Origin of the sequence: Rhizobium sp. CFBP 8752 (assembly GCF_014842035.1) — a bacterium.
GTDB classification, from domain to species: domain Bacteria; phylum Pseudomonadota; class Alphaproteobacteria; order Rhizobiales; family Rhizobiaceae; genus Neorhizobium; species Neorhizobium soli.
The window spans coordinates 2719828-2744156 of sequence record NZ_JACYUZ010000001.1 but is presented as its reverse complement, the minus strand read 5'-3'; the positions used below and the strand labels follow the sequence as shown (position 1 = coordinate 2744156).

The window sequence follows — 24329 nt, the reverse complement described above, 5'->3', positions numbered from 1 at the left end:
ATGATGCGTTCGCGCGATCGCCATAACTTGCTGCGCTCACTGGTCGCCGGGGTTTTTCTCGCCGCCGCGGGCAACGCCATGGCCAGTGAGGATCTTGAGCCATACAAGATGATCCGGTCCCTGCAATATCTGCAGGACGCGATCGTCGCGGGCGATCATTCCGCCAACGAAATGCAGCGCTTCCTTCTCAAGACACTCGACCAGCGGCTACGCACGGCATCACCTGATGTGTTCAAGGATCCCCGCAACGTCGATGCGGTTTTCGTATTCGCCATGAGTGGCGGCAATCCGCAGACGCTGGATTTTCTTGCCGCACGGGATGTCGACGGTGAATTCGATGGCCGGTTGGCGCGCGTTCTCCGTCGCTATTTCCAGGGGCAGGGCCTGACGGCGGTCGCTGCATTCGAGGGGTTGGTCAAGGAGTATGGCACAAGCCCGGTTGGCCCCTATCTGGCGCTCGTCGCCGGCAACATCACGGCGAATGCCGACCCCGCCAAGGCGATCGGCTATTTCGATCAGGTTCGGCTGCTCGCACCCGGGACCAATCTGGAAGAGGCAGCGCTCAGACGGTCGCTCGCCGTGATCCTACCGACGGAGCCGGGCAGGGGCTTCGATCTGGCGGCGAAATACGTCCGTCGTTTTCTCTATTCTCCCTATGCCAGCCAGTTTATCGACATGTTCGTGCAACTTGCCACTGACGATGACGGCAAGGGTGACCGGAGCCGCTGGACCGACGTCGTCTCATTGATGGACGATCCGCGCGCGCACGAGTTCTACCTCCGGGTATCCAGGCGCGCCTTGCTCGCGGGCAACAAGGATCTGGCTCGCTTTGCGGCATTGAACGCGGAACGTCTCTCCCCCAGTCCCGGTTCGGAGAACAATGCGATCGGGCAGCTGTATGGCGATCTTGCCCGCATTTCGTCCAGTAACGTTGTGGAAGCGGCAAAGAGTCTGTCGCAGATCCCCGATGGCGCGCTTTCCGAACGCGACAGGAACCTGCGTGCAGCGGCGCAAAAGGTCGTCGAACAGATCCTGATGGCACCCGAAACCTCGAGCGTATCGGCAGAGCCGGTGGTGATGCCCGCGGGCGAAGCGGGTCAGGCTGCGACGGCGTCCGCCACCATTCCTTCGGCGCCGGCACCGACCACCTCTGTGGCCAAGCCCGCAGCAAAGACCGAGAATCCGGAAATGGAGGCAAGCCTCCAGACCTATGTAGAGCAGAACAGAATGAAGCTGAAGCAGATCGACGACCTGCTCAGCGATGAGGCATATGAATGACGAACGTAGCAGGCGCTTCGGTTAAGGCAGTATCAGACGGGCAGGTCGGGACTCTTTTCGGAAAGGCATCGCCGCAGAACGGCGAAGCCGGCGAATTTGCCCAGGTGCTGACAGACGCGGACGCCGATGCCGGGAAATCGACAGAGAACGGCACGGCGGTTGCCGAGGACGGATCCGGGACGGGAAAGATTTCGCTCGGCAGTTCCCGCTTCAAGACGCTTACCGACCTGACGTCGCTTGCCGCAAACTTCAAGCCGACGGAACCTGCGGATACCGCTGCTCCATCCGCTGCAACGCTTGTCCAGGCTGCAGCCGAGCTTCCGGTCGCAGCCCCGCAGGTGGACGTGCCGCACCCGGTCGCCCAGCCGGTTCCGGCGCCGTCTGTAGACGAGGCGGTCAAAGAAGAGCTCGTCGGACAAGCCTTGCCGGAAGAGATTCCGGGTCAGGACCAGAGTGACAGCCTCAACCAAACAGGCAACATCAAACAGACCCGTAGCCCGGACAAGGCCGGCGGCCAGATCGACGTTACCCAGTTGGTTGCTACTGCAACCAAACGCGTCACGACTGTTGCTGCCGACGATGGAAAGGCGAAGATCGCCGGTGTGCTTTCGAAAGACGTGCCGGACGATGAAAGCCAAGGAGCGGCCCTCGCGACCGCTGTGCCAGATTCAACGGCTGCACTCTCAACAGCGGCACTGCTCAATCTGACGGCCAGCGTCGAGACCGGTAACCCGGCCCAGTCCGCGGATATAGCCGCACTGTCGGCCATGATCTCCGTGACCGAGACGGGGATCCCGAACGATAAGACGGACGCCAGCATGCCGTCCGACGACACGGATGCTGCCACGTCGTTCGATTTCCTCGATACGGGCGAGGCAGAACCCCAGACAGACGTCAAATCCTACCGCTTCCAGAAAGCCGGAGATGCGATTGCGGCTGTCAGCCTGTCGATCGTCACAGGCGCGGACGGTGGATCCGACCTGCAGGACAGCCTTCCAGGCACAGCCAACACCGAAACCGTCACGGTTCTCGACTCGCGACGCTATCTCGGCTTTGGCGTCGGCGAAAATGCCAGCAATCTTTTGAGTGCCGCCTCCAGCAACAGGGAATGGACCGCGGCTATGCAGCCGTCTTCCGCTCTGACCGATCCGACCCGCACATCCGGCACCGGCAGCGTGGTCAATACGCTCAAGCTCCAGCTGACGCCCGACAATCTCGGCACCGTGACCGCGCATATGCGGCTGGTGGGAGATCAGCTGAGCATCCATCTTACCGTCCACAGCAGCATGGCTTATCGCGAGCTCAGCGATGACAGCAAGCCGATGCTCGATGCCTTGCGGGCCCAAGGCTTCAACGTCGACCAGGTGACCGTCAGCATGGCACCGTCGACCGACAGCTCGAACTCGTCTGCAGACCAGCAGCAGGGCGGCAGCGGCGCCCAGACACAGCAGCAGCTCGCCCGCGACGGCGAGGCAGCTCGCCAGCAGGGACAGGCTCAGGGTGGCCGCTCCAACGACGGCAATCGCAACGACATGGAGAAGCGCAATGAGACTGTCGTTGAAACTGACATCGGCAGCGCTGGCACTGGCGACATTTACCTGTAGCGCGGTCGAAACCCGCGCCTGGCAGCTCTACGCCACCCAGCAGCCTCCTCAGCAGGCAGACGTGCCCAACGCCGCGCAGCCGGGGACGCAGAAGCGCGCCGGCGCGCCGCAGCGGCGCGATCAGGCCCGAACCGCCCAGCCAGGGACTGGCCAGACTGGAAACGGCAAGATCACCTCGGAACAGGTCAGCATCTGCGAGGCCCAGATCCAGGCCGCAGCGCGCAAATACGGCGTCCCTGAAGGCATCCTTTACTCGGTGGGACTGACAGAGACCGGACGCAAGGGATCGCTCAGTCCCTATGCGCTGAATATCGAAGGCAAGGCCTATTTCGCGTCGTCTGTGCAGGAGGCGATGCAGCTCTTTACCCAGGCGAAGAGCACGGGCGCCAAGCTGATCGATCTCGGCTGCATGCAGATCAATCACCACTTCCATGGCGAGGAGTTTGCCTCGGTTCCGGACATGCTCGACCCGAGAAAGAACGTCGAATATGCGGCGCTATTTCTGAAACGGCTGCACGACAAGCACGAGACATGGACGATGGCAGTCGCCAGATATCATGCCGGTCCCAACAACAATCCGGCGCAGCAGCGCTATGTGTGCCGGGTGATCGCCAATCTTGTTGCCACCGACTTCGGAAAATGGACGCGGAACGCGACGAATTTTTGCGGTCCGAGCGCAACCTGAAATAGAAATTAGTGAAATCTAATATCTGTTTACGGCTGCCGATGAGAGAATGCGTTCAAACTGCGTTTTCAAGTGAGCATTTTCTCAAAAATTAATTTTCCACCGCGCATTATGGGGAGGCCACCCTTTTTCCACTAGATCTAGTACCAAATCGGCGCAACATGGTTAATCAATTATTAGCAAGCCCCTGTTACTTCCTCTAGTTGCCCAGATTCCTGACGATTCGTATCACTCTCTCACAGAGATGCGATATTGATTCGGAGGCGGACGAATGATCGTAGTGGTTGATGAACGAGAAATAGTGAAAGACGGTTACACGTCTTTGTTTGGGCGCGAAGGCGTTCCTTCTACCGGGTTTGATCCGGAAGAATTTACAGATTGGGTGAATTCGGCAGCGGAAGCCGATATTGCTGCAATCGAGGCGTTTTTGATTGGTCAGGGCGACCTGATCCATGATTTGCCACGGGCAATCCGTGGACGCAGCAGTGCACCGGTAATCGCTGTCAGCGATCAGCCATCACTCGAATCCACGCTTGCGCTTTTCGACTGCGGTGTCGATGACGTTGTGCGCAAGCCGGTTCATCCAAGGGAAATTCTGGCACGGGCAGCGGCTATCCGCCGCCGCCTGAACGCGGTTGCCAATCACACCGACATCGGCGCGATCCGGGTTTTCTCCGATGGCCGCGATCCCGAAGTCGAAGGCGAAGCGTTTGCACTTCCACGGCGCGAACGCCGCATCCTGGAATACTTGATTGCCAATCGCGGCCGTCGGGTTTCCAAGTCGCAGATCTTCAACGCCATCTACGGCGTGTTCGACGAGGACGTCGAAGAGAACGTGGTCGAAAGCCACATCAGCAAGCTTCGCAAGAAGCTTCGCAAGAAACTGGGCTTCGATCCCATCGATTCGAAGCGGTTCCTAGGATACTGCATCGACTGGAAATAACACTGAAAATGGCACCCAAATATGAGGTGCCATTTTTTTTGCGTGCTCGATTTGTCATTTTTGTCAGACAGATAGGGCCCTCGACTTCGACGCAGATCAGCGCTCGATGCAAGCACGCAGACAGCTTCACGCAAGGCCCATCCCCTAAAGTCATAAGCCTAAGTGCAACGAGGATTGCTATGAGCCTTTTCGGAACTATGAAAACCGCCGTATCGGGCATGAATGCGCAGGCAAACCGCTTGGGCACCGTTGGCGATAACATTGCTAACTCGTCAACGACTGCCTACAAAAAGTCGTCCACGCAGTTTTCGTCGCTAGTGCTGCCATCGACGGCCGGCTCATACAATTCCGGTGGTGTCGAAACCAGCGTGAAGTATTCGATTTCTGAGCAGGGTGCTCTCGAATACACCACGTCAGGATCCGATCTTGCCATCCAGGGCGACGGATTTTTCGTCGTACAGAATTCAGCGGGCGAGACCTTTCTGACCCGTTCCGGCGATTTTACGCCGAACGAGCAGGGCAACCTGGTCAACTCTGCCGGCTATACGCTCCTCGGTTACTCCTACGATTCCGGAACCCCGACGACCGTCGTCAACAGCTATGACGGCCTGGTCCCGATCAATGTCGGCGGCTCGGAACTGAGTGCGGTCGCGTCGACCTCCGGGTCGCTCTCCGGCAACCTCAACAGTGCATCCGATGTCGTCGCCGCCGACCTGCCGTCCGACAACACCGAAGATGTCGACGTCGACATGGACAGCACGTTGAAGACGTCGCTGACCAGCTACGACAGCCTCGGCAACCCGATTGTCTACGACTTCTATTTCTCGAAGACGGCTGCAGGCGAATGGCAGCTCAGCGTCTATAACGCAGCTGACGCAAGCACGACCGGCACCGGCAGCTTCCCCTATGGCGGTGATGGCGAACTCGCCAACCTGTCGCTCGCGTTCAATTCGTCCGGCAAGCTTGAAACAGTTGACGGTGCCGAGGAGCTTTCTGTCACGGTCAACGGGATCAAGTTCGATCTCGCCGGCATGACGCAGCTGTCGGCCAAGTCGAACATCTCGAGCGGCAGCGTCAACGGCAGCGCGCCGAGCTCCATCTCCAGCGTCAAGATCGAATCAGACGGCACGATCAACGCGGTCTATGCGGACGGTTCGTCGAAGTCGCTGTACCAGATCGCCATGGCGACGGTCGAAAGCCCCGACAACCTCGAAGTCTCCTCCGGTAACGTCTACCGCACGACGAGCAGCTCCGGCGTGGTCACCCTCGGCTTTGCCGGCTCCAGCGGATTTGGCGAGATCGTTTCGGGCGCGCTCGAAACCTCCAACGTCGATCTGGCCAACGAACTGACCGAGATGATCGAAGCGCAGCGCAGCTATAGCGCCAATTCCAAAGTGTTCCAGACCGGTTCCGATCTGATGGACGTACTGATTAATCTGGTCCGGTAGTTTCAGGAGTTAAGCGATGTCACTCGCATCGGCACTGAGTACGACAAAGAATATCTTGAACAACACCGCCACGCAGACGGGGGTGTTGTCGACAAACGTTCAAAACGTCGGGAACAGCGATTACAACCGCCGTTCCGCAGCGACTGTCACGAACGCCTATACCGGTGCCACGACCGTTCAGACAGCGCGGACGGAAGACGCCGCGCTGCTGAAGCAGACACTCTCGTCTACGGCCGACGATGCGGGACAGCAGACATTGCTGGCCGGACTGGAATCCGTCTACACAATCATGGGCGGGGACGGGTATTCGCTTGCTCCGTCCACGGCACTGTCCGAACTGCGGGACGCGCTGCAGACCTACGCGGCGACCCCCGGAGACGTGACGCTGGCTTCGGCTGCGGTCAACTCGGCGGTCGATGTTGCGACGGCTCTCAATACCAGCACCACCGAAGTGCAGCAGCTTCGCGCTGGCACCGACGCCCAGATTTCCGGCCAGGTTGACAAGCTCAATAAGCTGCTTGCGCAGTTCGAGCAGGCCAACAAGGCGGTTGTGACGGCGGCTGCGGCCGGCACCGACGGCAACAATGCTCTCGATACCCGCGAAAGCCTGCTCAAGCAGATTTCCGGCATCGTCGGCATCAGCACCGCGACGCGCGACAACAACGACATGTCGATCTATACGAATGGCGGCATCACGCTGTTCGAAAGCACGGCACGGCCTGTAACGTTCGATTCGACTGCCGGTTACGATGCAACGACGGTCGGCGGCGCAGTCTATATCGACGGCGTGGAGCTGAAGGCCGGCCAGAGCAGCGACACGACGGCGCAAGGGTCGCTTCAGGCACTCGTCCAGCTGCGTGACGAGGTCTATCCAACGTACCAGGACCAGCTCGACGAAATCGCCCGCGGCCTGATTTCCCTGTTTTCCGAAACAGATGGCGCAAGCCAGATCGCCGGTCTTTTCACGACGACCACGGGCGACGAAGTCGATTTCGAAACGGCTGAGATCATCACCGGCCTGGCTGGGATCATCACGGTCAATGCCGAGGCGGTCGCCGACCCCACCAAGCTCAGGGACGGCTCGATTTCGGGTGCCAGCGTCAACACCGAAAGCGCGAGCGGCTTTTCCACGTTGCTTAGCGAATATGTCTCGGGCTTCGAGACTTCCATGGAATTTGATCCTGCCGCCAAGATCGGCGACAAGGCCACATTGCTGGATTACTCAACGGATTCCGTCGGCTGGGTCGAGGAATACCGGAGCGGAGCCACGAATGCTGCGGAAACCACGACGGCCATGCTGTCGCGTTCAACCGAGGCCTATTCCAACGCAACGGGCGTCAATCTCGACGAGGAACTGATCCTCCTCCTCGATGTCGAACAATCCTACAAGGCGGCCTCAAAGCTCTTGTCGACCATCGACGAGATGCTGGCGGCGCTGATGGAGGCTGCGAACTAAGTCATGAAGACGACATCCATCTCAACCCTGTCCGTCAGCCAGACAATGCAGCTGACCGTACAGAACTCGCAGACCGAGATCGCCAAGCTGCAGAAGGAATCGGTCAACGGTACCTATGCGGATACGGGTCTGGAACTCGGTACGCGGACGTCTGCAAGCCTCGATTACGGCCGCGAGTCATCACGGCTGCAGGCAATCATCGATTCCAATTCGCTGACCAATCAGCGAATGGATTCCTCGCAGCTTGCGATGGAGCAGATGTCCGACTCCGGCCAGACGCTGCTGGATTCGCTGGTCGCGCTCTCCGGCAGCAGCGACAAGACGAGCTTGCAGGTTTCTGCCGATACGGCGACGTCCGTGCTCGAGAATTTCGTCAGCTACGCAAACGTCTCGGTCAATGGCGAGTATCTGTTTTCCGGCATCAACACCGATGCCGCGCCTCTGGACGACAGCTTCATCACCGACCTGACGGACGACTTCAACACGCAGTTTTCGAGCTTCATGTCGGCCAACGGTATCTCCAGCGCATCGGATATATCGTCCAGCCAGATGGCGACCTTCCTAGACGACTATACGTCGTCCTTCGACTGGTCCGGCTGGACAAACGCGTCCGACACCAAGATGACCGGTCGTGTCAGCACGTCTGAGACCGTCACCACTTCGACGAGCTTGAATGCCGATGGCTTCAAGAACCTCGTTCTCGGCAGCCTGATCACGTCCCAGTTGGCGACGGCCGGCCTGTCCGCCGATGCACTGAACAAGGTCAACGCGACCGTTACCAATCTTGCCGGCCTATCGGTGTCCGGCATCGATGCTGAGCGCTCTTCCATGGGTCTTTCCCAGGAGCGCGTCGAAAAGGCCAATACCGCCATGTCGGCGCAAATGGATATCATCAACACCCAACTGACAGATCTCGTCGGCGTGGATACTTATGATGCTTCGGTGCGTCTCAACACGTTGTTGACGCAAGTAGAGACCTCATACACCATCACCTCCAAGATCCAGGGACTGAGCCTCGTCAACTATCTATAATGGGTAGTTGCCCCGCGGCATTTGGTTTGCAACATGAAGGAAGCAAGCATGTTCCAGTTTGCGTATGCCGAGGTAATCAAGGATGACCTCGCAAGCGCTAGAGAGAGAGAACGCCAGGTTCTGGCCCGCTCCATTGAGCTCCTCTCTGCAGTCCCGAACAAATCGCATTATGGACGCGAGGCCGTCGAGGCCATCCATTATACGCGCAGGGTCTGGACCCGGTTTATCGAAGACCTCAACCAGCCCGACAACGAGCTTGGCATCGAGCTGCGCGCAAAGCTGATCTCCATCGCCCTTTGGATACTGAAGGAATGCGAACGCATTCGTAAAAAGCAGTCCGACAATTACCAGGGCATTATCGACGTGACTACCATCATCAGGGATGGCCTAAGATGAAAAGCACACTGCGTATCTCGCTGAAGTCCGGCGAAAAGATCTTCATCAACGGCGCAGTCCTGCGTGTTGATCGCAAGGTTTCTCTCGAATTCCTCAACAACGTTACGTTCCTGCTGGAAAACCATGTTCTCCAGCCCGAGGATACGACGACCCCGCTTCGTCAGCTGTACTTCATCGCACAGATGATGCTGATCAATCCGGAAGGCAAGGACCAGGCCGTGACCATGTTCCGCCGGTCGGTCATGATGCTGCTCGCATGCTTCCGCAATCCGGAAATCATCGACGAGCTCAAGCAGATCGATGCGCTTGTCGCCTCCGATCGCGCTTTTGAAGCACTGAAGGCAATCCGCGCGCTCTATCCTGTCGAAGAGCGCATCCTGAACAGCAAGGAAGTCGCGCCGGCTGCTATCGCCGGTCTGCGCAAGGAGATGGGGCTATGGCAGTAGATACGGTATCGTCCGCAACCTCGACGACTGCAACCAGTTCGTCGAAGGCTTCATCCGCTGCGGCAAGCGCTTCGCTCGATTACGACGCTTTCCTGCAGCTTCTGATCGCCCAGATGCAGAACCAGGATCCGACCGATCCGCTGGATGCCAGCGAACAGATCTCGCAGCTGGCAACCTTCTCGCAGGTCGAACAGTCGATCCAGACGAACACCAACCTGGAAAGCCTGATCGCACAGTCGTCGCTATCGAACGCCTCGTCCTATATCGGCAAGACGATCACCAGCAGTGATGGCAAGACCAGCGGTGTGGTCGAATCGATCGAAGTCACCTCTGACGGTCTGGTTGCAACGACCGAGGCTGGCAAGGAGATCACGATCGGCGACGGCATCACGATATCTGCGACGAAGTCCTCGGAGTCCTGATCCGACTGAATTCCTGAAATTGCAGGCGAGCCTGCGGTTTTGCCGGGGGCAGTACCGGTCGCTCAATTGCATTGGCGGTCGGTGGCTGTCATCATCCGCATGCGATTCGCGCCAGATGATGATGGCCACGACACCAATGCCCCGGATGATCCTGCAATGAATGAAGCCGATGCTCTCGACATGATGCACTCGGCGATATGGACGATTCTCATCGCCTCAAGCCCGGCAGTGCTGACCGCGATGATTGTCGGCATGGTCGTGGCGCTCATTCAGGCGCTGACGCAGATCCAGGAAATGACACTGACATTCGTGCCCAAGATCGTCGCCGTCATGCTGGCGCTCGGGATTGCTGCTCCCTTCATCGGCGGCCAGATCTCGCTTTTCACCGATCTCGTCTTTTCGCGCGTCCAGTCCGGTTTCTAGCGCACGGCTGCCAAGGCTGCGAGGCTTGCTCGCACGCTTCGCCTGCGATGATGGCGGACACCCTCACACAAGCTTCGCTGCCTAGAAGGGATCTGTCGCAACAGGTCCGGGCATTATCATGTCTTGCTTTTTGCGCGATCCATGGGCGCAGCACGCGCCTTTCTAATCTCATGAAGAGATACCGCATATGGCAATGACGAAGACGTCCATTACCCCCGTGAAGGCCGCGCCGAATGGCCGCGATATCGGCTTTGCCGTCGGTATCATGGCCATCCTGTGCATCCTGTTCCTGCCGGTGCCGGTCTTCATGATCGATATCGGGTTGGCGTTTTCGATCGCCTTTTCCGTCCTGATCCTGATGGTGGCGCTGTGGATCCAGCGGCCGCTGGACTTCTCGTCCTTCCCGACGATCCTGCTGATCGCGACGATGATCCGGCTGGCGCTCAATATTGCCACCACCCGCGTCATTCTTTCGCACGGCCACGAGGGCCATACCGCCGCCGGCGGCGTGATCGCCGGTTTTGCGAACCTCGTCATGTCCGGCGATTTCGTGATCGGTCTGATCGTCTTCCTGATCCTGATCGTCGTCAACTTCATCGTCATCACCAAGGGTGCGACGCGTATCGCCGAAGTCGGCGCGCGCTTCACCCTCGACGCCATTCCAGGCAAGCAGATGTCGATCGACGCGGATCTGTCCGCCGGCATCATCGACGAGAAGGAGGCGCAGCTGCGCCGCCGCGAGCTGGAAGAGGAAAGCTCGTTCTTCGGCGCCATGGACGGTGCCTCCAAATTCGTTCGCGGTGACGCGGTCGCCGGCCTGCTGATCACCACGATCAACGTGTTCGGCGGCATCATCATCGGTTACTTCCGTCACGGCATGGAAATCGGCGAAGCCGCCGACGTCTTCGTGAAGCTCTCGGTCGGCGATGGTATCGTGTCGCAGGTTCCGGCACTGATCGTGTCGCTCGCAGCCGGCCTGATCGTCACCCGCGGCGGTACCCAGGGTTCCACCGACGCAGCCGTCATCGGCCAGCTGAGCGGCTATCCCCGCGCCCTGTGGGTGGCCGCCGGCATGATGGCAACGCTTGCGCTCGTGCCCGGCCTGCCGTTCATGCCGTTCATGACGCTCGCGCTTCTTCTCGCCGGTGCCGGCTGGGTCATTCCGCGGCGGATCGCAGCCGAGAACCAGAGGGTGCGCGAAAGCGAAGAAAAGAAGGTCGTCGAAAATCGCGACGCGGAAAAGGACTCGGTCAAGAACGTCCTCAAGACCGCCGAAATCGAACTTGCGCTCGGCAAGCAGGTCTCGCCGCGTCTTCTCGGCGCACACCAGGAACTCGGGTTCCGCGTCGGCAAGATGCGCAAGCGGTTTGCCACGCAATACGGGTTCGTCGTGCCGGAAATCAAGGTTGTCGACGATATCCAGATCCCGGAAAAGTCCTACCAGATCCGCATTCACGGAACGACGGTCGCCAGCAGCACGCTGCGACTGGGCGAAGTCCTCGTTATCGTCGGCAAGGATCGCAAGCCTTCGGTTCCCGGCGACGAGGTTCGCGAACCTACGTTCGGCATGCCGGCCGTCTCGGTGCTGGAGCATTTCGTCGAGGATCTGAAGCGCGAAGGCTTCCACCCGATCGACAACGTTTCGGTGCTTCTGACCCATGTCAGCGAAGTCATCCGCAACAACCTGCCGCAGCTTCTGTCCTACAAGGACGTCAAGATCCTCATCGAGCGTCTCGATCCCGAATACAAGAAGCTCGCGGACGAGATGTGCTCGTCGCACATGTCCTATTCCGGACTGCAGGCGGTTCTGAAGCTGCTGCTCGCCGAACGCGTCTCGATCCGCAACCTGCACCTCATTCTCGAAGCCCTGGCCGAACTCGCGCCGCATGTCCGCAAGACCGAGCAGCTCGTCGAGCATGTGCGCGTCCGCATGGCCCAGCAGATCTGCGGCGATCTCGCCGACAACGGCATCCTCCGCGTCCTGCGTCTGGGCTCGAAATGGGATCTTCTGTTCCATCAGGCGATCAAGCGCGATCCGAAGGGCGACATCATCGATTTCGACATCGATCCGCGCTCGCTCGAAGAGTTCAGTGAACAGGCGGGCAAAGTCATCCGTGAATACATGGACAAGGGCATGCCCTTCGTACTTGTCACATCGCCTGAGACACGCTCTTATGTGCGCATGATCATCGAGCGGCTGTTCGCAACCCTTCCCGTCCTGTCGCATGTCGAGCTGGCAAAGGGCACCGAGATCAAGGTACTTGGATCGATCTCATGATAACGGACCCGCAGGGCACGGTCATCGCTCTCTTTCTTGCATTCTGTCGAATCGGCGGCTGCATCATGATCATGCCCGGGTTCTCGTCTGCCAGATTGCCCATGGAAGTCCGGCTGTTTCTATCGGTGGCGCTGTCCATGGCGGTGCTGCCAATGGTCTGGGATACGATCTACCCCAGGGTTTCCGGTGACGCTGCGGGTCTTGGCCTGCTGATCGCGTCTGAAACCCTCGTCGGGGCCGTGTTCGGCCTGATTGCCCGCCTTTACGCCTCGGGCCTGCAGTTTGCAGGTGCCGCCATTGCCATGTCGATCTCCTTCAGTGGTCCGCCCGGATCCGACGTGCTGGAAGATTCGTCGGAAAGCCAGCTGACCAGCCTTCTGACCCTGTCCGGCCTGCTCGTCCTGTTCATGCTGAACTTCCATCACATCGTCATCAGATCGCTGGTCGATTCCTATACGACCATTCCGCTCGCCGAAGGTCTCAATCCGCGGCGCATCCTGATCACCCTGACGGATACGTTGTCGGCCACGTTCATGATCGTCCTGAGGCTGATGAGCCCCTTCCTCATCTACGGCATCATGTTCAACGTCGCTGTTGGGATGATCAACAAGATGGCGCCGCAGATCCCGGTCTACTTCATCTCGACGCCGTATGCGCTGATGGGCGGTATCTTCCTGCTCTATCTCGGCATCGCCTCCATGATCGAGGAATTCGTGCGCGGGTTTCCGCTTGTATTCACCGGGCTGTAGGCAAGGCTTCCAAGGAGGACGCGCGTGGCAGGCAACAAGAAATCCGACAAGTTGCGGCGTCTGGTCGATGTCCAGCGCCAGCTTGAAAAGCTCGCCGAGTTCGAGCTCAGCACCACGGTGCAGCGCAAGGCCGAGATCGATCAGTCGATCGACACGACCGTCGATGCGCTGTCCTCGACCGATCCGGTACACCAGCAGTTCTCCAAGAATTACGCCGACCGGCTGACGCGCCTGTTTTCGCGAAGCCAGCAGATCGTTGCCCAGCAGAAATCGCAGGAACAGCGGGTACTGCGCGAAAAGACCAAGGGCGACCGGCTGGAAGAGCGCATGGGCGACGCAAAGGAGCTGGAAGGCCGGCTCGCCGAGGACGAACGGATGTACGATCTCGTCGATCTCGGCCTGATGGTCGCCACACCAGCTTCCAGCAAGCTTGATAAGGGATGATCCAGTTCGCTAATCAATGAGGAACTGGAATTGGCTATTTCTCCCCCGAGCGATCTTGTCCTGGATGTTGTCCAGGCCGCGGATCCGGGCCTGCTGCAGGCCGCACGTGAAAAGCTGAAGGCAAACGAAGCGACGGCGCAGTCGGTGATGCTGGCATCCAACGGCGTGGGTTTCTCCCAGGCCGTCAGCCAGACTGCTAAATCCGCCGACTCCGCTGCGTCCGAATCCACGGTCCAAAACGTCCGTGTTTCGCACCACAAGGATATTCCGGAAACCTACCGGAAGTTCGAGGCAAGCGTCGCCTCCACGTTTATCCAGAACATGCTTCCGTCCGAGAGCGAAGAAGTCTTCGGCAAGGGTTCTGCCGGCGATTTCTGGAAGGGCATGATGGCGGAACAGATCGCTGATGCCGTCTCCAAGCAGGGCGGTTTCGGCATTGCCGAGAAACTGTTCTCGCAGTCGGTACAGCAGTCACGTGGCACGGCACCGAATGCCAAGACCGATGAAGGCGATCGCCAGATGGCGGTGGGCATGATCACCGATTTCCAGCGGCAGATCCTGTCTCCGTCGGAAGCCGTCGGCGCAGCTAAGAAATCAAATTAATTTAACATTAGAAGGTTGATATGGACGTCGTTTCCACTGACTACCGCATCAAGACCGTGCTCTCCCGTCTTGAGATGATCATCGATAACGAGAATGATCGGATCGGCCGTGATTCCGGCTTCGACCTCAAAGTGTCGAATGCCCACAAGAGCCGTTGCCTCTATGAATTGACGACCCTGTTCCGCGGACCGGACGTCAAGGAAACCTCGGCACCTTACCTCGGCCAGTTGCTGGGCCTGAAGAAGAAGCTGAAGCTGAACGCCCAGCGGGTCGAAGCGCATCTCGATGCCGTCCGCGCTGTCGCCGACATCTTGAAGAATGCCGTCAAGGATATGGACGCCGACGGCACCTATTCGGAACATCAGTTCCGCTTCGGCACATCCTGATGATCAAGGTTCTGCTGATCGGGCTCTGGGTCTGCATTGCCACGATCGGTGGGGTGTATGTCTCCGCGCAAATGTCGAAGGCGCCCGTGGCGACCGAGGCGGAAGCCGCGGTCGTGACCACGATCGTGCGGGGCAACCCGGTCAGCCTGCCGGTCATCAACAATGGCGTGGTCCAGGGCTATTTTCTCGGCCGCATCTCGCTTTCGGTCGACAGCATGAAGTCCAAGCACGTCCAGCTTCCGATGGAAGTCGTTCTGACGGACCAACTGTTCTCGCTTTTGATGGGCGACAAGATGATCGACCTGAAAAGCGTCGGCACCTTCGATCCAGAGGCCTTTCGCACGAAGATCAAGGACGGCATCAACGCCAAGCTCGGCGATGCGGTCGTCGCCAACGTGATGATCGAACAGCTCGACTACATGTCGAAGGAAACGATCGACACCAACACGGCAAGACGCGGCAGTAATCCCATTCCGGCCCAGAAGATCGTCGAGGGCGTCAAGGTCGAGGCACCGGCGGCAGCTCCCGCGCACTAGGCAGCCGTCGTTTAAAACTGCCTTGCTACCGCGGCGACAATGTCTTTTCGACACATCGCTCGCATTTTAACGGTTGGCTTCAAAGCCGGTTCAGCGCTTTCCGCTAGGGTCCAGGACGACTGGATTTTCGAGCGGAGAGCACACGTGAACGCCTCGGTACATAACACCGCCTTCAACGCGGTTTCGCACGGTCTTGGCAACGGCATCGAAGAGCTGAGCTGGACTGCCGCATTCGAGCGGGCGGAGGCCATGCTCTCCGATCCCCATCCATCCTCGACCATTACCTTTTCACGGGGAATGATCGAATACCGGACGCTGTCCGAAAATGGCGAGAGCGTCGCCCGCGCGAGACTTCCGGTTCGTGGCAGCATCCGTCTTGCCGGGATCTCGGCACGCCTGTTCGGCCCAGGCCTGCGGGACCGCTTCACCGCGTCGCTCTTTGTCCCCGCATTCCTCACATTTTCCGAGCAGAGCCGGCGCATCGGCCTGGTCGGCACCGACGTCGCGGTTCTCAAAAACCTGCGCGCCTCGTTGTCACGCCATGCACCCTGGCACCGTTTCGAAATCGTCGATCAGGCGTCGGTACTGGAGGGCGGTTTTGACCTCGTGATCGCCGATCTTCGCCGTCCGCAAGATCTCGATCGTCTGGTCCACCTGCCGGCGATTGCCTCCGCGTCTCTGACGGTTGTCGCAAACGACGAACTCTTCCGTCTGCCGAGCCAAATCTCGGATCGTTAACGCTTTCTTTGCCATGGAAATTTAGACTGTCTTAAGGAACTCGGAGCGCTTCGGTGCGATCCGCGAAACAAGACGGTCTTTCCATGGATAATTCTGAGGTCGAAAAGCCCGACAGCCCGGCTGTAGATCGCGCAAGGGACAACATTCCGGCGCGGCGCGCACTCCCGTCCGCGCTGTTCGGGATCGGTCTCCTGACGGCGCTCGGAGGCGTTGCGCCGCTCGCTCTTCTTGGCGGCAGCGAGCCAACCTTTACCGCGCACACGCAGCTCAAGGTCGGCGCGATCGGCGAACAGACCGTCTCGGCGGCGATCGGGCAGCTTCTCGCCAGAACCACGATCGACAATCTCATCCACGCGCTCAACCTCGGCAAGGACAGCAGTTTCGCCACGGAGCCGCAAAGCGTCACCGGCCTCCTTTACGAAATCGTCTCCGGCACGGGCACGACCACGCTGCAGGACGAGGCAGGCCTGCGCGACCGCCTGACCCGGGCGATCACCATTTCCTACGACCGCATCACCACGGATCTGCGCATCGCTGCGACGGCCGGAAAGTCTGAAGAGGCCCGCCAGATCGTCGGCATGCTGGGCAATGCCGTGCCGATAGCACTGTCCGTCGGCGCAGTCGATGGCCGCGATCCGGCCGTCGAGGCCCTTCGCGACACACTTGGCCGCGCCGAAGCCGCTCTTTCAGGATTTGTCAGCCGAACCGGCAAGGACAAGGTCGCCGAACTGAAAAGCCGGGCCGCCGAAATGCGCGACCTGACCCGCGATGTCGAGCAGACCGAGAGCGATCTCGCAGCCCTGAACGACAGGCTGAACCAGGCCTCTGCCATGAAGGTTGCTGACGTTCTGAACAAGCCTTTGCCGGACAGTCTCGACTATACCGGCCTCGAATATCAGCGCCAGCGGCACGTGGAAGCACAGCTTAGCGTCGACCAGCTTTCGAGCGATCTCGGCCCGCTTCATCCGCGCTACCAGGCAGCCGAGGCGGTCCTTGCGCAGGCACGCAACTCGATCCAGGACGCGTTGAAGCAACTGGTGAAATCGCTGAACAGCCAGAAGGCGCATGCTACCACGCAGCTTGCGGAACTGCGCACCAAGCTTGACCAATTTACTGCAGACAAGACCGTCTCGGATGAGATCGCAAAGCTCTCGGGGCTGGAAACGGCTGTTGCCGAAGCGCGCGACAATTACTCGACCGGCCGCTTCAACAGCCCGGGATCGGCAAAGCCGGCCGCCGCGCCGCGCGTGCAGATCTCAAAGCCTTTGACCGTCACGCCCAACGAAGCCCCAGCGACAGTCTGGCTCGGCTTGCCCTGGTATGCGCTGAGCGGGCTCGGCGCCTTCGCTGGTCTGCTTCTCGGCGCTGCCGGAGCAATGCTGATCGGACGCCGTCCATCGCAGGAGCCCGCAGTCGATCATCTCGACACCGAGCACGACCATATCCAGACGGACGATGTCGAGGACATCGCCGCGCTGCCGATGGATGCGCGTTGGGCCGCCGATCTGGATCTGACCGAAGATCCAGAAGAGATCGCAGCCGCCTACGAATATGACCACGGTCCAGGCTCCGACGCCTGGGCGCAGGACGTCGAGACCTATCCTGTTTCCGAGGATTACTGGCCCGAAATGGAAGAGCGCGAGGCCGCCAACGGCCTGCCGCTTTCAGCACAGCTTCGCGAACTGCTGATGGCAAACCGCCAGCCTTATGAGGAAGCCGCCGTTCCAGCGCTTCTCTCGGCTGCCATCTCCGATCCGCGCCGGCATGCGATGCGCCAGCAGGAGCTAGCCTATTCCGAACTCTCGCACGAGGATCGCCGCACGCTTGAGGAATTGCAGCTTCTCCGACAGGAAATGATAGACCTTCGCGACCAGGTGCAGACCTATTCCGAACTGCGGACCGCCGCGAGACGATAGGGCAGGGACATCGCCCGGATCAAGATTTGACCTTGCTTTTGTTTGCTCCCGACAGCATTAGGCGCAGGTGAGCCAGTTGAGGCGGTAGCCTCCGGCTTAGATCTGTTCGGTCAACGGGAGATGGCACGTGGTCACGGTAATCGACGGCAAGCAGGCGGCAGCATCGGTCATTTCGGCAGTCACGGAGGCAGCGCAAGGCCTCGAACGGGCCGGCGGCGCAAAGCCTGGCTTGGCAGTCGTCATCGTCGGCAACGATCCGGCCAGCCACGCTTACGTCAGCTCCAAAAGCCGGATGGCGAAGCAGTGCGGCTTCAATTCGATCCAGCACACGTTGCCGGAAGAGACGACGCAGGAGGCGCTTCAGTCTCTCGTCGATACGCTCAACGCCGATCCGGCGATCCATGGCATTCTCGTCCAGCTGCCGCTTCCGAGACATCTCGATCAGGAGCCGGTGATCCAGTCCATCCTGCCGGAAAAGGATGTCGACGGCCTCAACATCGCCAATGCCGGCAAGATCGCCACCGGTGACCTGACGACAGGCATGATCTCCTGCACGCCGGCCGGCTCCATGCTGCTGGTCAAGCGCATCCATGGCGAAGACCTGTCCGGCCTGAATGCCGTGGTCATCGGCCGGTCCAACCTGTTCGGCAAGCCGATGGGCCTGTTGCTTCTGGCCGCAAATGCCACCGTCACCATGGCGCATTCGAAGACGAAGGATCTCGCCGCCGTCTGCCGCAACGCCGATATCCTGGTTGCCGCCGTCGGTCGGCCCGAAATGGTCAAGGCGGACTGGGTGAAGCCCGGCGCGACCGTGATCGATGTCGGCATTAACAGGGTGCCGGCACCGGAAAAGGGCGAGGGCAAGACCCGTCTCGTCGGCGACGTTGCTTTTGACGAGGCTTCAGAGGTCGCCGCAGCCATCACACCGGTTCCAGGCGGCGTCGGTCCAATGACCATCGCCATGCTGATGGCCAACACCGTAATCGCCGCCCATCGCGCCGCCGGGCTGCCTGCGCCAAAGTTCTGATTTCGGACCATTCATCACATTCAAGGCGCTTTGCTTGCACTGGCGCCCTTGAAACCTCTGGCTCTGCCTTAAATCCCCCTGTAGATTACGCTTCAAAGGGGAGGATATTTTGATGAAGAAATCGTTTTGGATCGGCACGGCTTTCGTCGCACTGCTGGCAGGGGCTGCAGGTGCGCAGGAACTGAAGTTCGCGCCCGGCGAAGATGCCAAGTTCAACTGGAAGAGCTACGAGGATTTCAAATCCGCGCATGGTGACCTGAAGGGCCAGAGCCTGACCCTGTTCGGTCCCTGGCGTGGCGAGGACGAGGTGCTGTTCAACAGCGTGCTCGCCTATTTCAATGCCGCGACGGGTGCGAACGGTAAATACTCGTCGTCCGAGAACTACGAGCAGCAGATCGTCATCGATACCCAGGCCGGCTCGCCGCCCAACATTGCCATCATCCCGCAGCCGGGTCTTCTGGCCGATCTCGCGACCAAGGGCTTTCTGACGCCGCTCGGCCAGGAAAATGCCGACTGGATCAAGACCAATTACGGTTCCGGCGAGGACTGGATCCGCTACGGCACCTACAAGGGCAAGGACGGCAAAGAGGCCTATTTCGGCTTCCCGTTCAAGGCCGACCTGAAATCGCTCGTGTGGTTCGTGCCGGAGAATTTCGAGGAAGCCGGTTACGAAGTCCCAAAGACGATGGAAGACCTGATCAAGCTCTCCGACCAGATCGTCGAGGATGGCGGCGTGCCGTGGTGCATCGGTCTCGGATCGGGCGGCGCGACTGGCTGGCCTGCGACTGACTGGGTCGAGGACATGATGCTGCGGACGTCGTCGGCTGAAACCTACGACAAGTGGGTGTCGAACGAGATCAAGTTCGACGATCCGGCAGTGGTTGGTGCCATCGAGGAATTCGGCAAGTTCGCCCGCAATGACAAATACGTCGCGGGCGGCGTTGCAGCGGTCGCCTCGACCGACTTCCGCGACAGCCCGAAGGGCCTCTTCGACATCCCGCCGAAGTGCTACATGCATCACCAGGCCTCCTTCGTGCCATCCTTCTTCCCTGCGGACAAGGAACTGGGCGTCGATGCGGACTTCTTCTACCTGCCGACCTATGCCTCCAAGCCTGAACTCGGCACCCCGGTCCTCGGTGCCGGCACGATGTTTGCCATCACCAAGGATTCTCCTGCGGCAAAGGCATTCATCGAATTCCTGAAGACGCCGATCGCCCATGAAGTCTGGATGGCGCAGGCCTCCTTCCTCACGCCGTTCAAGGGCGCCAAGACGGAAGCCTATGCCAACGACACACTGCGCAAGCAGGGCGAACTGCTGACCACCGCCACCACCTTCCGCTTCGATGCATCCGACATGATGCCCGGCAAGATCGGCGCCGGCGCCTTCTGGACCGGCATGATCGATTATGTCGGCGGCAAGGATGCAAAGGCTGTGGGCGGCGATATCCAGAAGGCCTGGGACGGTCTGAAGTAGTCATTCGCGTCGAAGGCTGCGCTCGCGACTGCCCTTCTCCCTCGACCACGGGGAGAAGGGTGGATGCGGGGGCGAGGGGCATTTCCCGGATATGACGACGGAAGACCTGCTTAGCACTGCAGAAAAGGGGGAGGGCCTATGTTAGCTCAGATTGCATCTGCCATGGGTGTCGTCGTTGCCGGCGTTTTCGCCTGCGCGCTCTACTACTGGCTTTCCGACAAGCTGCTATCAGCGGCACTTCCGGTGCCGGAAGGCGATGCCCGCAAGGCCTCGGCCAATCTCAACCGTAGAGCCACGATCCGCCCCTGGCTGTTTCTCGGACCCGCACTCCTGCTGCTCGCGGTCTATCTCGTCTATCCCGTCATCGCGACGTTCATCCTGTCCTTCTACGATCGTTCCGGCGGCAATTTCGTCGGCTTGGCCAATTACCGCTGGGCCTTCTTCGACGCGCAGTTCCGCCAGTCGATCTTCAACAACATCCTCTGGCTCGCCGTCGTGCCGGCAGCCTGCACCTTCCTCGGCCTGGTCATCGCGGTGCTCACCGACCGTATCTGGTGGGGAAATCTCGCCAAAAGCCTGATCTTCATGCCGATGGCGATCTCGTTCGTCGGCGCTTCGGTGATCTGGAAATTCATCTACGAATTCCGTGGCGGCAACGAAACGCAGATCGGCCTTCTGAATGCGATCGTCCGGGCAATCGGCGGCGATCCGCAGGTGTGGATCTCGCTGCCCTTCTGGAACAACTTCTTTCTGATGGCGATCCTGATCTGGATCCAGACCGGTTTTGCGATGGTCATCCTGTCGGCAGCGCTACGCGGGATTCCTGAGGAAACCGTCGAAGCGGCCGTCATCGATGGCGCCAATGGCTGGCAGATCTTCTGGAAAATCATGGTGCCGCAGATCTGGGGCACGATCGCTGTGGTCTGGACCACGATCACTATTCTCGTTCTCAAGGTGTTCGACATCGTTCTGACCATGACCAATGGCCAGTGGAACACGATGGTGCTTGCCAACCTGATGTTCGACTGGATGTTCCGCGGCGGCGGCGACAGCGGCCGAAGCGCCGTCATCGCGCTGGTAATCATGGCGGCGGTGACGCCGATCATGATCTGGAACATCCGTCAGGCGAACCGCGACATGGGAGACCATTGAGATGAGCGCTGTCGCAAGCCTTCGCCGCATCGGCGTTCCAAGACTGATCCTGCATGCCTCGGTTCTGGTGATCTGCATCATCTGGCTGATCCCGACGCTCGGCATTCTCGTCACCTCGTTCCGCGATGCCGGCCAGATCACCTCCTCGGGCTGGTGGACGGCGCTGACCGGTGCCGCCGAAACCAGCGCAGCACGCCTCGGCGATCCCGCAAGCGCCCGGCAGGACGGACCCAACTACATCATTTCAGGCTCCGTCTTCGATGGCGGCGATGTCAAGAGCGGCAGTGTCGTCGCCTTCGGCACCAGGGTCGCTGCACCGACAGAATTCGAGGCCGGCAAGGAAGCGGATTTGGGAGACGGTGAAAAGCTCACCGTCAACACGGATGGAAGCTATTCCTACGTGAAGAGCGGCCCATTCGACGACAAGCGCGGCAAGCGCATCTATCTCTCGATCACCCAGCCGCCGAACTTCACCCTCAACAATTACCGCACGGTACTGACGTCCGCCGGCATCGGCCAATCCTTTATCAATTCGCTGACGGTCGCAATACCCGCTACCATCATCCCGATCCTGATCGCAGCCTTCGCAGCCTATGCCCTGTCCTGGATGCAGTTTCCCGGCCGGTCGCTGATCATCGCGCTCGTGGTCGGGCTGATCGTCGTGCCGCTGCAGATGACGTTGATCCCGTTGCTGACGCTCTATAACGACATCGGCAACCTGTTCGGCGTGTCGTCGCGCTCCTATGTCGGGATATGGCTTGCGCATGCGGCCTTCGGCATGCCGCTCGCGATCTATCTCCTGCGAAACTACATTGCAGGTCTGCCCAAGGAGATCATCGAATCCGCCCGTGTCGATGGCGCCAGCGATTTCGAGATCTTCGTCAAGATCGTCCTTCCGCTGTCGTTTCCGGCACTCGCCTCCTTCTCGATCTTCCAGTTCCTGTGGACGTGGAACGACCTTCTCGTCGCCATGGTATTTCTCGGAACGGGCAAGGATCAGCTGGTCCTGACCGGCTCTCTCAACGCGCTGTTGGGGTCGATGGGCGGCAAATGGGAAATTCTCACCGCTTCGGCCTTCATAACCATCATCGTCCCGATTATCGTCTTTTTTGCACTGCAGCGATACCTCGTCCGCGGCCTGCTCGCCGGGTCGGTCAAGGGCGGATGATGTCTATGAACCGACAGGGATAGTGGATGACAAGTTCGGCGGAAGTCTCCGGAGCAACGGACGCAGCAAAGGATCGGGACTGGTGGCGTGGCGCCGTCATTTACCAGATCTATCCCCGCTCGTTCCAGGACAGCAACGGCGACGGCATCGGTGACTTAAAGGGCATTTCCGCGCGCCTGCCGCATATCGCAGCGCTTGGCGCCGACGCCATCTGGATCTCGCCGTTCTTTCCGTCGCCGATGAAGGACTTCGGCTATGACGTCTCCAATTACTCCGATGTCGATCCGATGTTCGGTACGCTTTCGGATTTCGATGGTTTGATCGCGGAAGCGCATCGCCTTGGCCTCAAGGTCATGATCGATCTCGTCATGTCGCACTCGTCGGACCAGCATTCATGGTTCATCGAAAGCCGCTCCTCGCGCTACAATCCCAAGGCCGACTGGTATGTCTGGGCAGACGCCAAGCCCGACGGCACGCCGCCCACTAACTGGCTGTCGATCTTCGGCGGTTCGGCCTGGCACTGGGATCCGACCCGCATGCAATATTACATGCACAACTTCCTCACCTCGCAGCCGGACCTCAACCTGCACAATGCCGAGGTTCAGGATGCGTTGCTGGACATGACGCGCTTCTGGCTGAACCGCGGCGTCGATGGTTTCCGCCTCGATACGATCAACTTCTACTTCCACGACAAGCAATTGCGCGACAACCCGGCGCTCGATCCCTCGCGCCGCAACGCGTCGACGGCGCCCGCCGTGAACCCCTACAATTTCCAGGAACACATCTACGACAAGAACCGGCCGGAAAATATCGCGTTCCTGAAGCGCTTCCGCGCCGTTCTCGACGAATTCCCGGCAATCGCTGCCGTCGGCGAAGTGGGTGACAGTCAGCGCGGATTGGAAATCGTCGGCGAATATACTTCCGGCGATGACAAGATGCAGATGTGCTACGCCTTCGAATTCCTGGCGCCCGACGCTCTGACACCCGCCCGCGTGGCCGAAGTGCAGACCGCCTTTTCCGAGGCCGCGCCTGAGGGCTGGGCATGCTGGGCCTTTTCCAACCACGACGTCGTGCGCCATGTCAGCCGCTGGGGCATGGACGTGCTCGACCGTGAAGCCTACGCAAAAATGCTCTCGGCCATTCTTCTCACCCAGCGCGGCTCCGTCTGCATCTATCAGGGGGAAGAACTGGGCCTGACCGAGGCCGATATCGCCTATGCCGACCTGCGCGATCCCTACGGCATTCAGTTCTGGCCGGAATTCAAGGGCCGCGACGGCTGCCGCACGCCGATGGTCTGGGATGCCCAGGCGCTTCAGGCCGGCTTTTCGACGGCCGAAAAGACATGGTTGCCGATCCCGGTCGAACACCAGCTGAAAGCCGTCGGCGCCCAGTATGGCGATCCGGCTTCGGTGCTGGAGCAGTATCGCCGCTTTCTCGCCTTCCGCAAACTGCATCCGGCCCTGAGCAAGGGGCAGTTCATGTCTCTTCCGGTCGATGACACGGTGCTGGGCTACAAACGCCAATACGGCAATGAGACGCTGCTCTGCCTGTTCAACATGAGTGCGGGCGAGGTCGCGACCGACCTGCCGATCGGTCAGTGGGACATGCTCGTCGGCCACGGTTTTGACAGCCGTGTCGAAGGCAATCGTGTCGAGCTGCCACCTTGGGGGGCGTATTTCGCTCGCCACACGTAAGAGACAACAAAGGGTAACGGGGAGGATCACG

24 protein-coding genes are annotated in these 24329 nt (G+C 59.8%); all 24 read left to right on the top strand.

The window, feature by feature from the left end; all coding sequences use genetic code 11:
- Entirely contained in the window at positions 1-1278 is a 1278-nt protein-coding gene (locus IFT59_RS13120; protein WP_192087053.1) for a chemotaxis protein, read from the top strand.
- Complete coding sequence (locus IFT59_RS13115) at positions 1275-2882, top strand: flagellar hook-length control protein FliK (RefSeq protein WP_192087052.1); 1608 nt, start codon at positions 1275-1277, stop codon at positions 2880-2882. The genes IFT59_RS13120 and IFT59_RS13115 overlap by 4 nt, the downstream gene beginning before the upstream one ends.
- A 169-nt stretch (positions 2883-3051) precedes the next feature.
- On the top strand, positions 3052-3567 hold the full coding sequence (locus tag IFT59_RS13110; RefSeq protein ID WP_062454870.1) for a transglycosylase SLT domain-containing protein: 516 nt from the start codon (positions 3052-3054) through the stop codon (positions 3565-3567).
- Positions 3568-3838: 271 nt separating this feature from the next.
- Positions 3839-4510 carry a response regulator transcription factor gene (locus IFT59_RS13105; RefSeq protein WP_062453796.1) on the top strand — a complete coding sequence of 224 codons (672 nt, stop codon included), beginning with the start codon at positions 3839-3841 and terminating at the stop codon, positions 4508-4510.
- Positions 4511-4689: 179 nt separating this feature from the next.
- Entirely contained in the window at positions 4690-5958 is a 1269-nt protein-coding gene (locus IFT59_RS13100) for a flagellar hook protein FlgE (protein WP_113109501.1), read from the top strand.
- A 16-nt stretch (positions 5959-5974) separates the two neighbouring features.
- Complete coding sequence (flgK, locus tag IFT59_RS13095) at positions 5975-7414, top strand: flagellar hook-associated protein FlgK (RefSeq protein WP_062453794.1); 1440 nt, start codon at positions 5975-5977, stop codon at positions 7412-7414.
- Positions 7415-7417: 3 nt separating this feature from the next.
- A complete protein-coding gene (locus IFT59_RS13090) occupies positions 7418-8446 on the top strand; it encodes a flagellar hook-associated family protein (protein ID WP_092661200.1) in 1029 nt (342 codons plus the stop codon).
- Positions 8447-8494: 48 nt separating this feature from the next.
- Entirely contained in the window at positions 8495-8842 is a 348-nt protein-coding gene (gene flaF / locus IFT59_RS13085; RefSeq protein WP_062453792.1) for a flagellar biosynthesis regulator FlaF, read from the top strand.
- Positions 8839-9288: a flagellar biosynthesis repressor FlbT gene (gene flbT, locus IFT59_RS13080; protein ID WP_062453791.1), complete on the top strand. Its 450-nt coding sequence runs from the start codon at positions 8839-8841 to the stop codon at positions 9286-9288. Before flaF ends, flbT begins: the two co-directional genes overlap by 4 nt.
- Complete coding sequence (gene flgD, locus IFT59_RS13075) at positions 9279-9710, top strand: flagellar hook assembly protein FlgD (protein ID WP_092661202.1); 432 nt, start codon at positions 9279-9281, stop codon at positions 9708-9710. The genes flbT and flgD overlap by 10 nt, the downstream gene beginning before the upstream one ends.
- Before the next feature lie 156 nt (positions 9711-9866).
- Positions 9867-10133: a flagellar biosynthesis protein FliQ gene (fliQ, locus tag IFT59_RS13070; RefSeq protein WP_062454868.1), complete on the top strand. Its 267-nt coding sequence runs from the start codon at positions 9867-9869 to the stop codon at positions 10131-10133.
- 193 nt (positions 10134-10326) lie between these two features.
- Positions 10327-12411, top strand: a complete 2085-nt coding sequence (flhA, locus tag IFT59_RS13065; RefSeq protein WP_192087172.1) for a flagellar biosynthesis protein FlhA — start codon at positions 10327-10329, stop codon at positions 12409-12411.
- Positions 12408-13160, top strand: coding sequence for a flagellar biosynthetic protein FliR (gene fliR / locus IFT59_RS13060; RefSeq protein WP_192087050.1), 753 nt, complete (start codon positions 12408-12410; stop codon positions 13158-13160). Before flhA ends, fliR begins: the two co-directional genes overlap by 4 nt.
- Positions 13161-13184: 24 nt before the next feature.
- Positions 13185-13604, top strand: a complete 420-nt coding sequence (locus tag IFT59_RS13055) for a hypothetical protein (RefSeq protein ID WP_192087049.1) — start codon at positions 13185-13187, stop codon at positions 13602-13604.
- A 30-nt stretch (positions 13605-13634) separates the two neighbouring features.
- Positions 13635-14207 (top strand): rod-binding protein, encoded by a 573-nt coding sequence (locus tag IFT59_RS13050; protein WP_192087048.1) that lies wholly within the window; start codon positions 13635-13637, stop codon positions 14205-14207.
- 20 nt (positions 14208-14227) lie between these two features.
- The gene (locus IFT59_RS13045) at positions 14228-14593 is read left to right on the top strand and encodes a hypothetical protein (RefSeq protein ID WP_192087047.1); all 366 of its coding nucleotides are present in this window, start codon (positions 14228-14230) and stop codon (positions 14591-14593) included.
- Positions 14593-15129 carry a hypothetical protein gene (locus IFT59_RS13040; protein ID WP_192087046.1) on the top strand — a complete coding sequence of 179 codons (537 nt, stop codon included), beginning with the start codon at positions 14593-14595 and terminating at the stop codon, positions 15127-15129. Before IFT59_RS13045 ends, IFT59_RS13040 begins: the two co-directional genes overlap by 1 nt.
- A gap of 144 nt (positions 15130-15273) precedes the next feature.
- The gene (locus tag IFT59_RS13035; RefSeq protein ID WP_192087045.1) at positions 15274-15867 is read left to right on the top strand and encodes a hypothetical protein; all 594 of its coding nucleotides are present in this window, start codon (positions 15274-15276) and stop codon (positions 15865-15867) included.
- 83 nt (positions 15868-15950) lie between these two features.
- Positions 15951-17783, top strand: a complete 1833-nt coding sequence (locus IFT59_RS13030) for a hypothetical protein (RefSeq protein ID WP_192087044.1) — start codon at positions 15951-15953, stop codon at positions 17781-17783.
- Between the two features lie 127 nt (positions 17784-17910).
- Positions 17911-18810 (top strand): bifunctional methylenetetrahydrofolate dehydrogenase/methenyltetrahydrofolate cyclohydrolase FolD, encoded by a 900-nt coding sequence (folD, locus tag IFT59_RS13025; protein WP_174195632.1) that lies wholly within the window; start codon positions 17911-17913, stop codon positions 18808-18810.
- Positions 18811-18922: 112 nt separating this feature from the next.
- Complete coding sequence (locus IFT59_RS13020; RefSeq protein ID WP_113109506.1) at positions 18923-20284, top strand: ABC transporter substrate-binding protein; 1362 nt, start codon at positions 18923-18925, stop codon at positions 20282-20284.
- Positions 20285-20422: 138 nt separating this feature from the next.
- On the top strand, positions 20423-21436 hold the full coding sequence (locus IFT59_RS13015) for a carbohydrate ABC transporter permease (protein ID WP_192087043.1): 1014 nt from the start codon (positions 20423-20425) through the stop codon (positions 21434-21436).
- A gap of 1 nt (position 21437) precedes the next feature.
- Positions 21438-22604 carry a carbohydrate ABC transporter permease gene (locus IFT59_RS13010; protein ID WP_113109507.1) on the top strand — a complete coding sequence of 389 codons (1167 nt, stop codon included), beginning with the start codon at positions 21438-21440 and terminating at the stop codon, positions 22602-22604.
- A 26-nt stretch (positions 22605-22630) separates the two neighbouring features.
- The gene (bglA, locus tag IFT59_RS13005; RefSeq protein ID WP_192087042.1) at positions 22631-24298 is read left to right on the top strand and encodes a beta-galactosidase BglA; all 1668 of its coding nucleotides are present in this window, start codon (positions 22631-22633) and stop codon (positions 24296-24298) included.
- Positions 24299-24329: the final 31 nt, after the last annotated feature.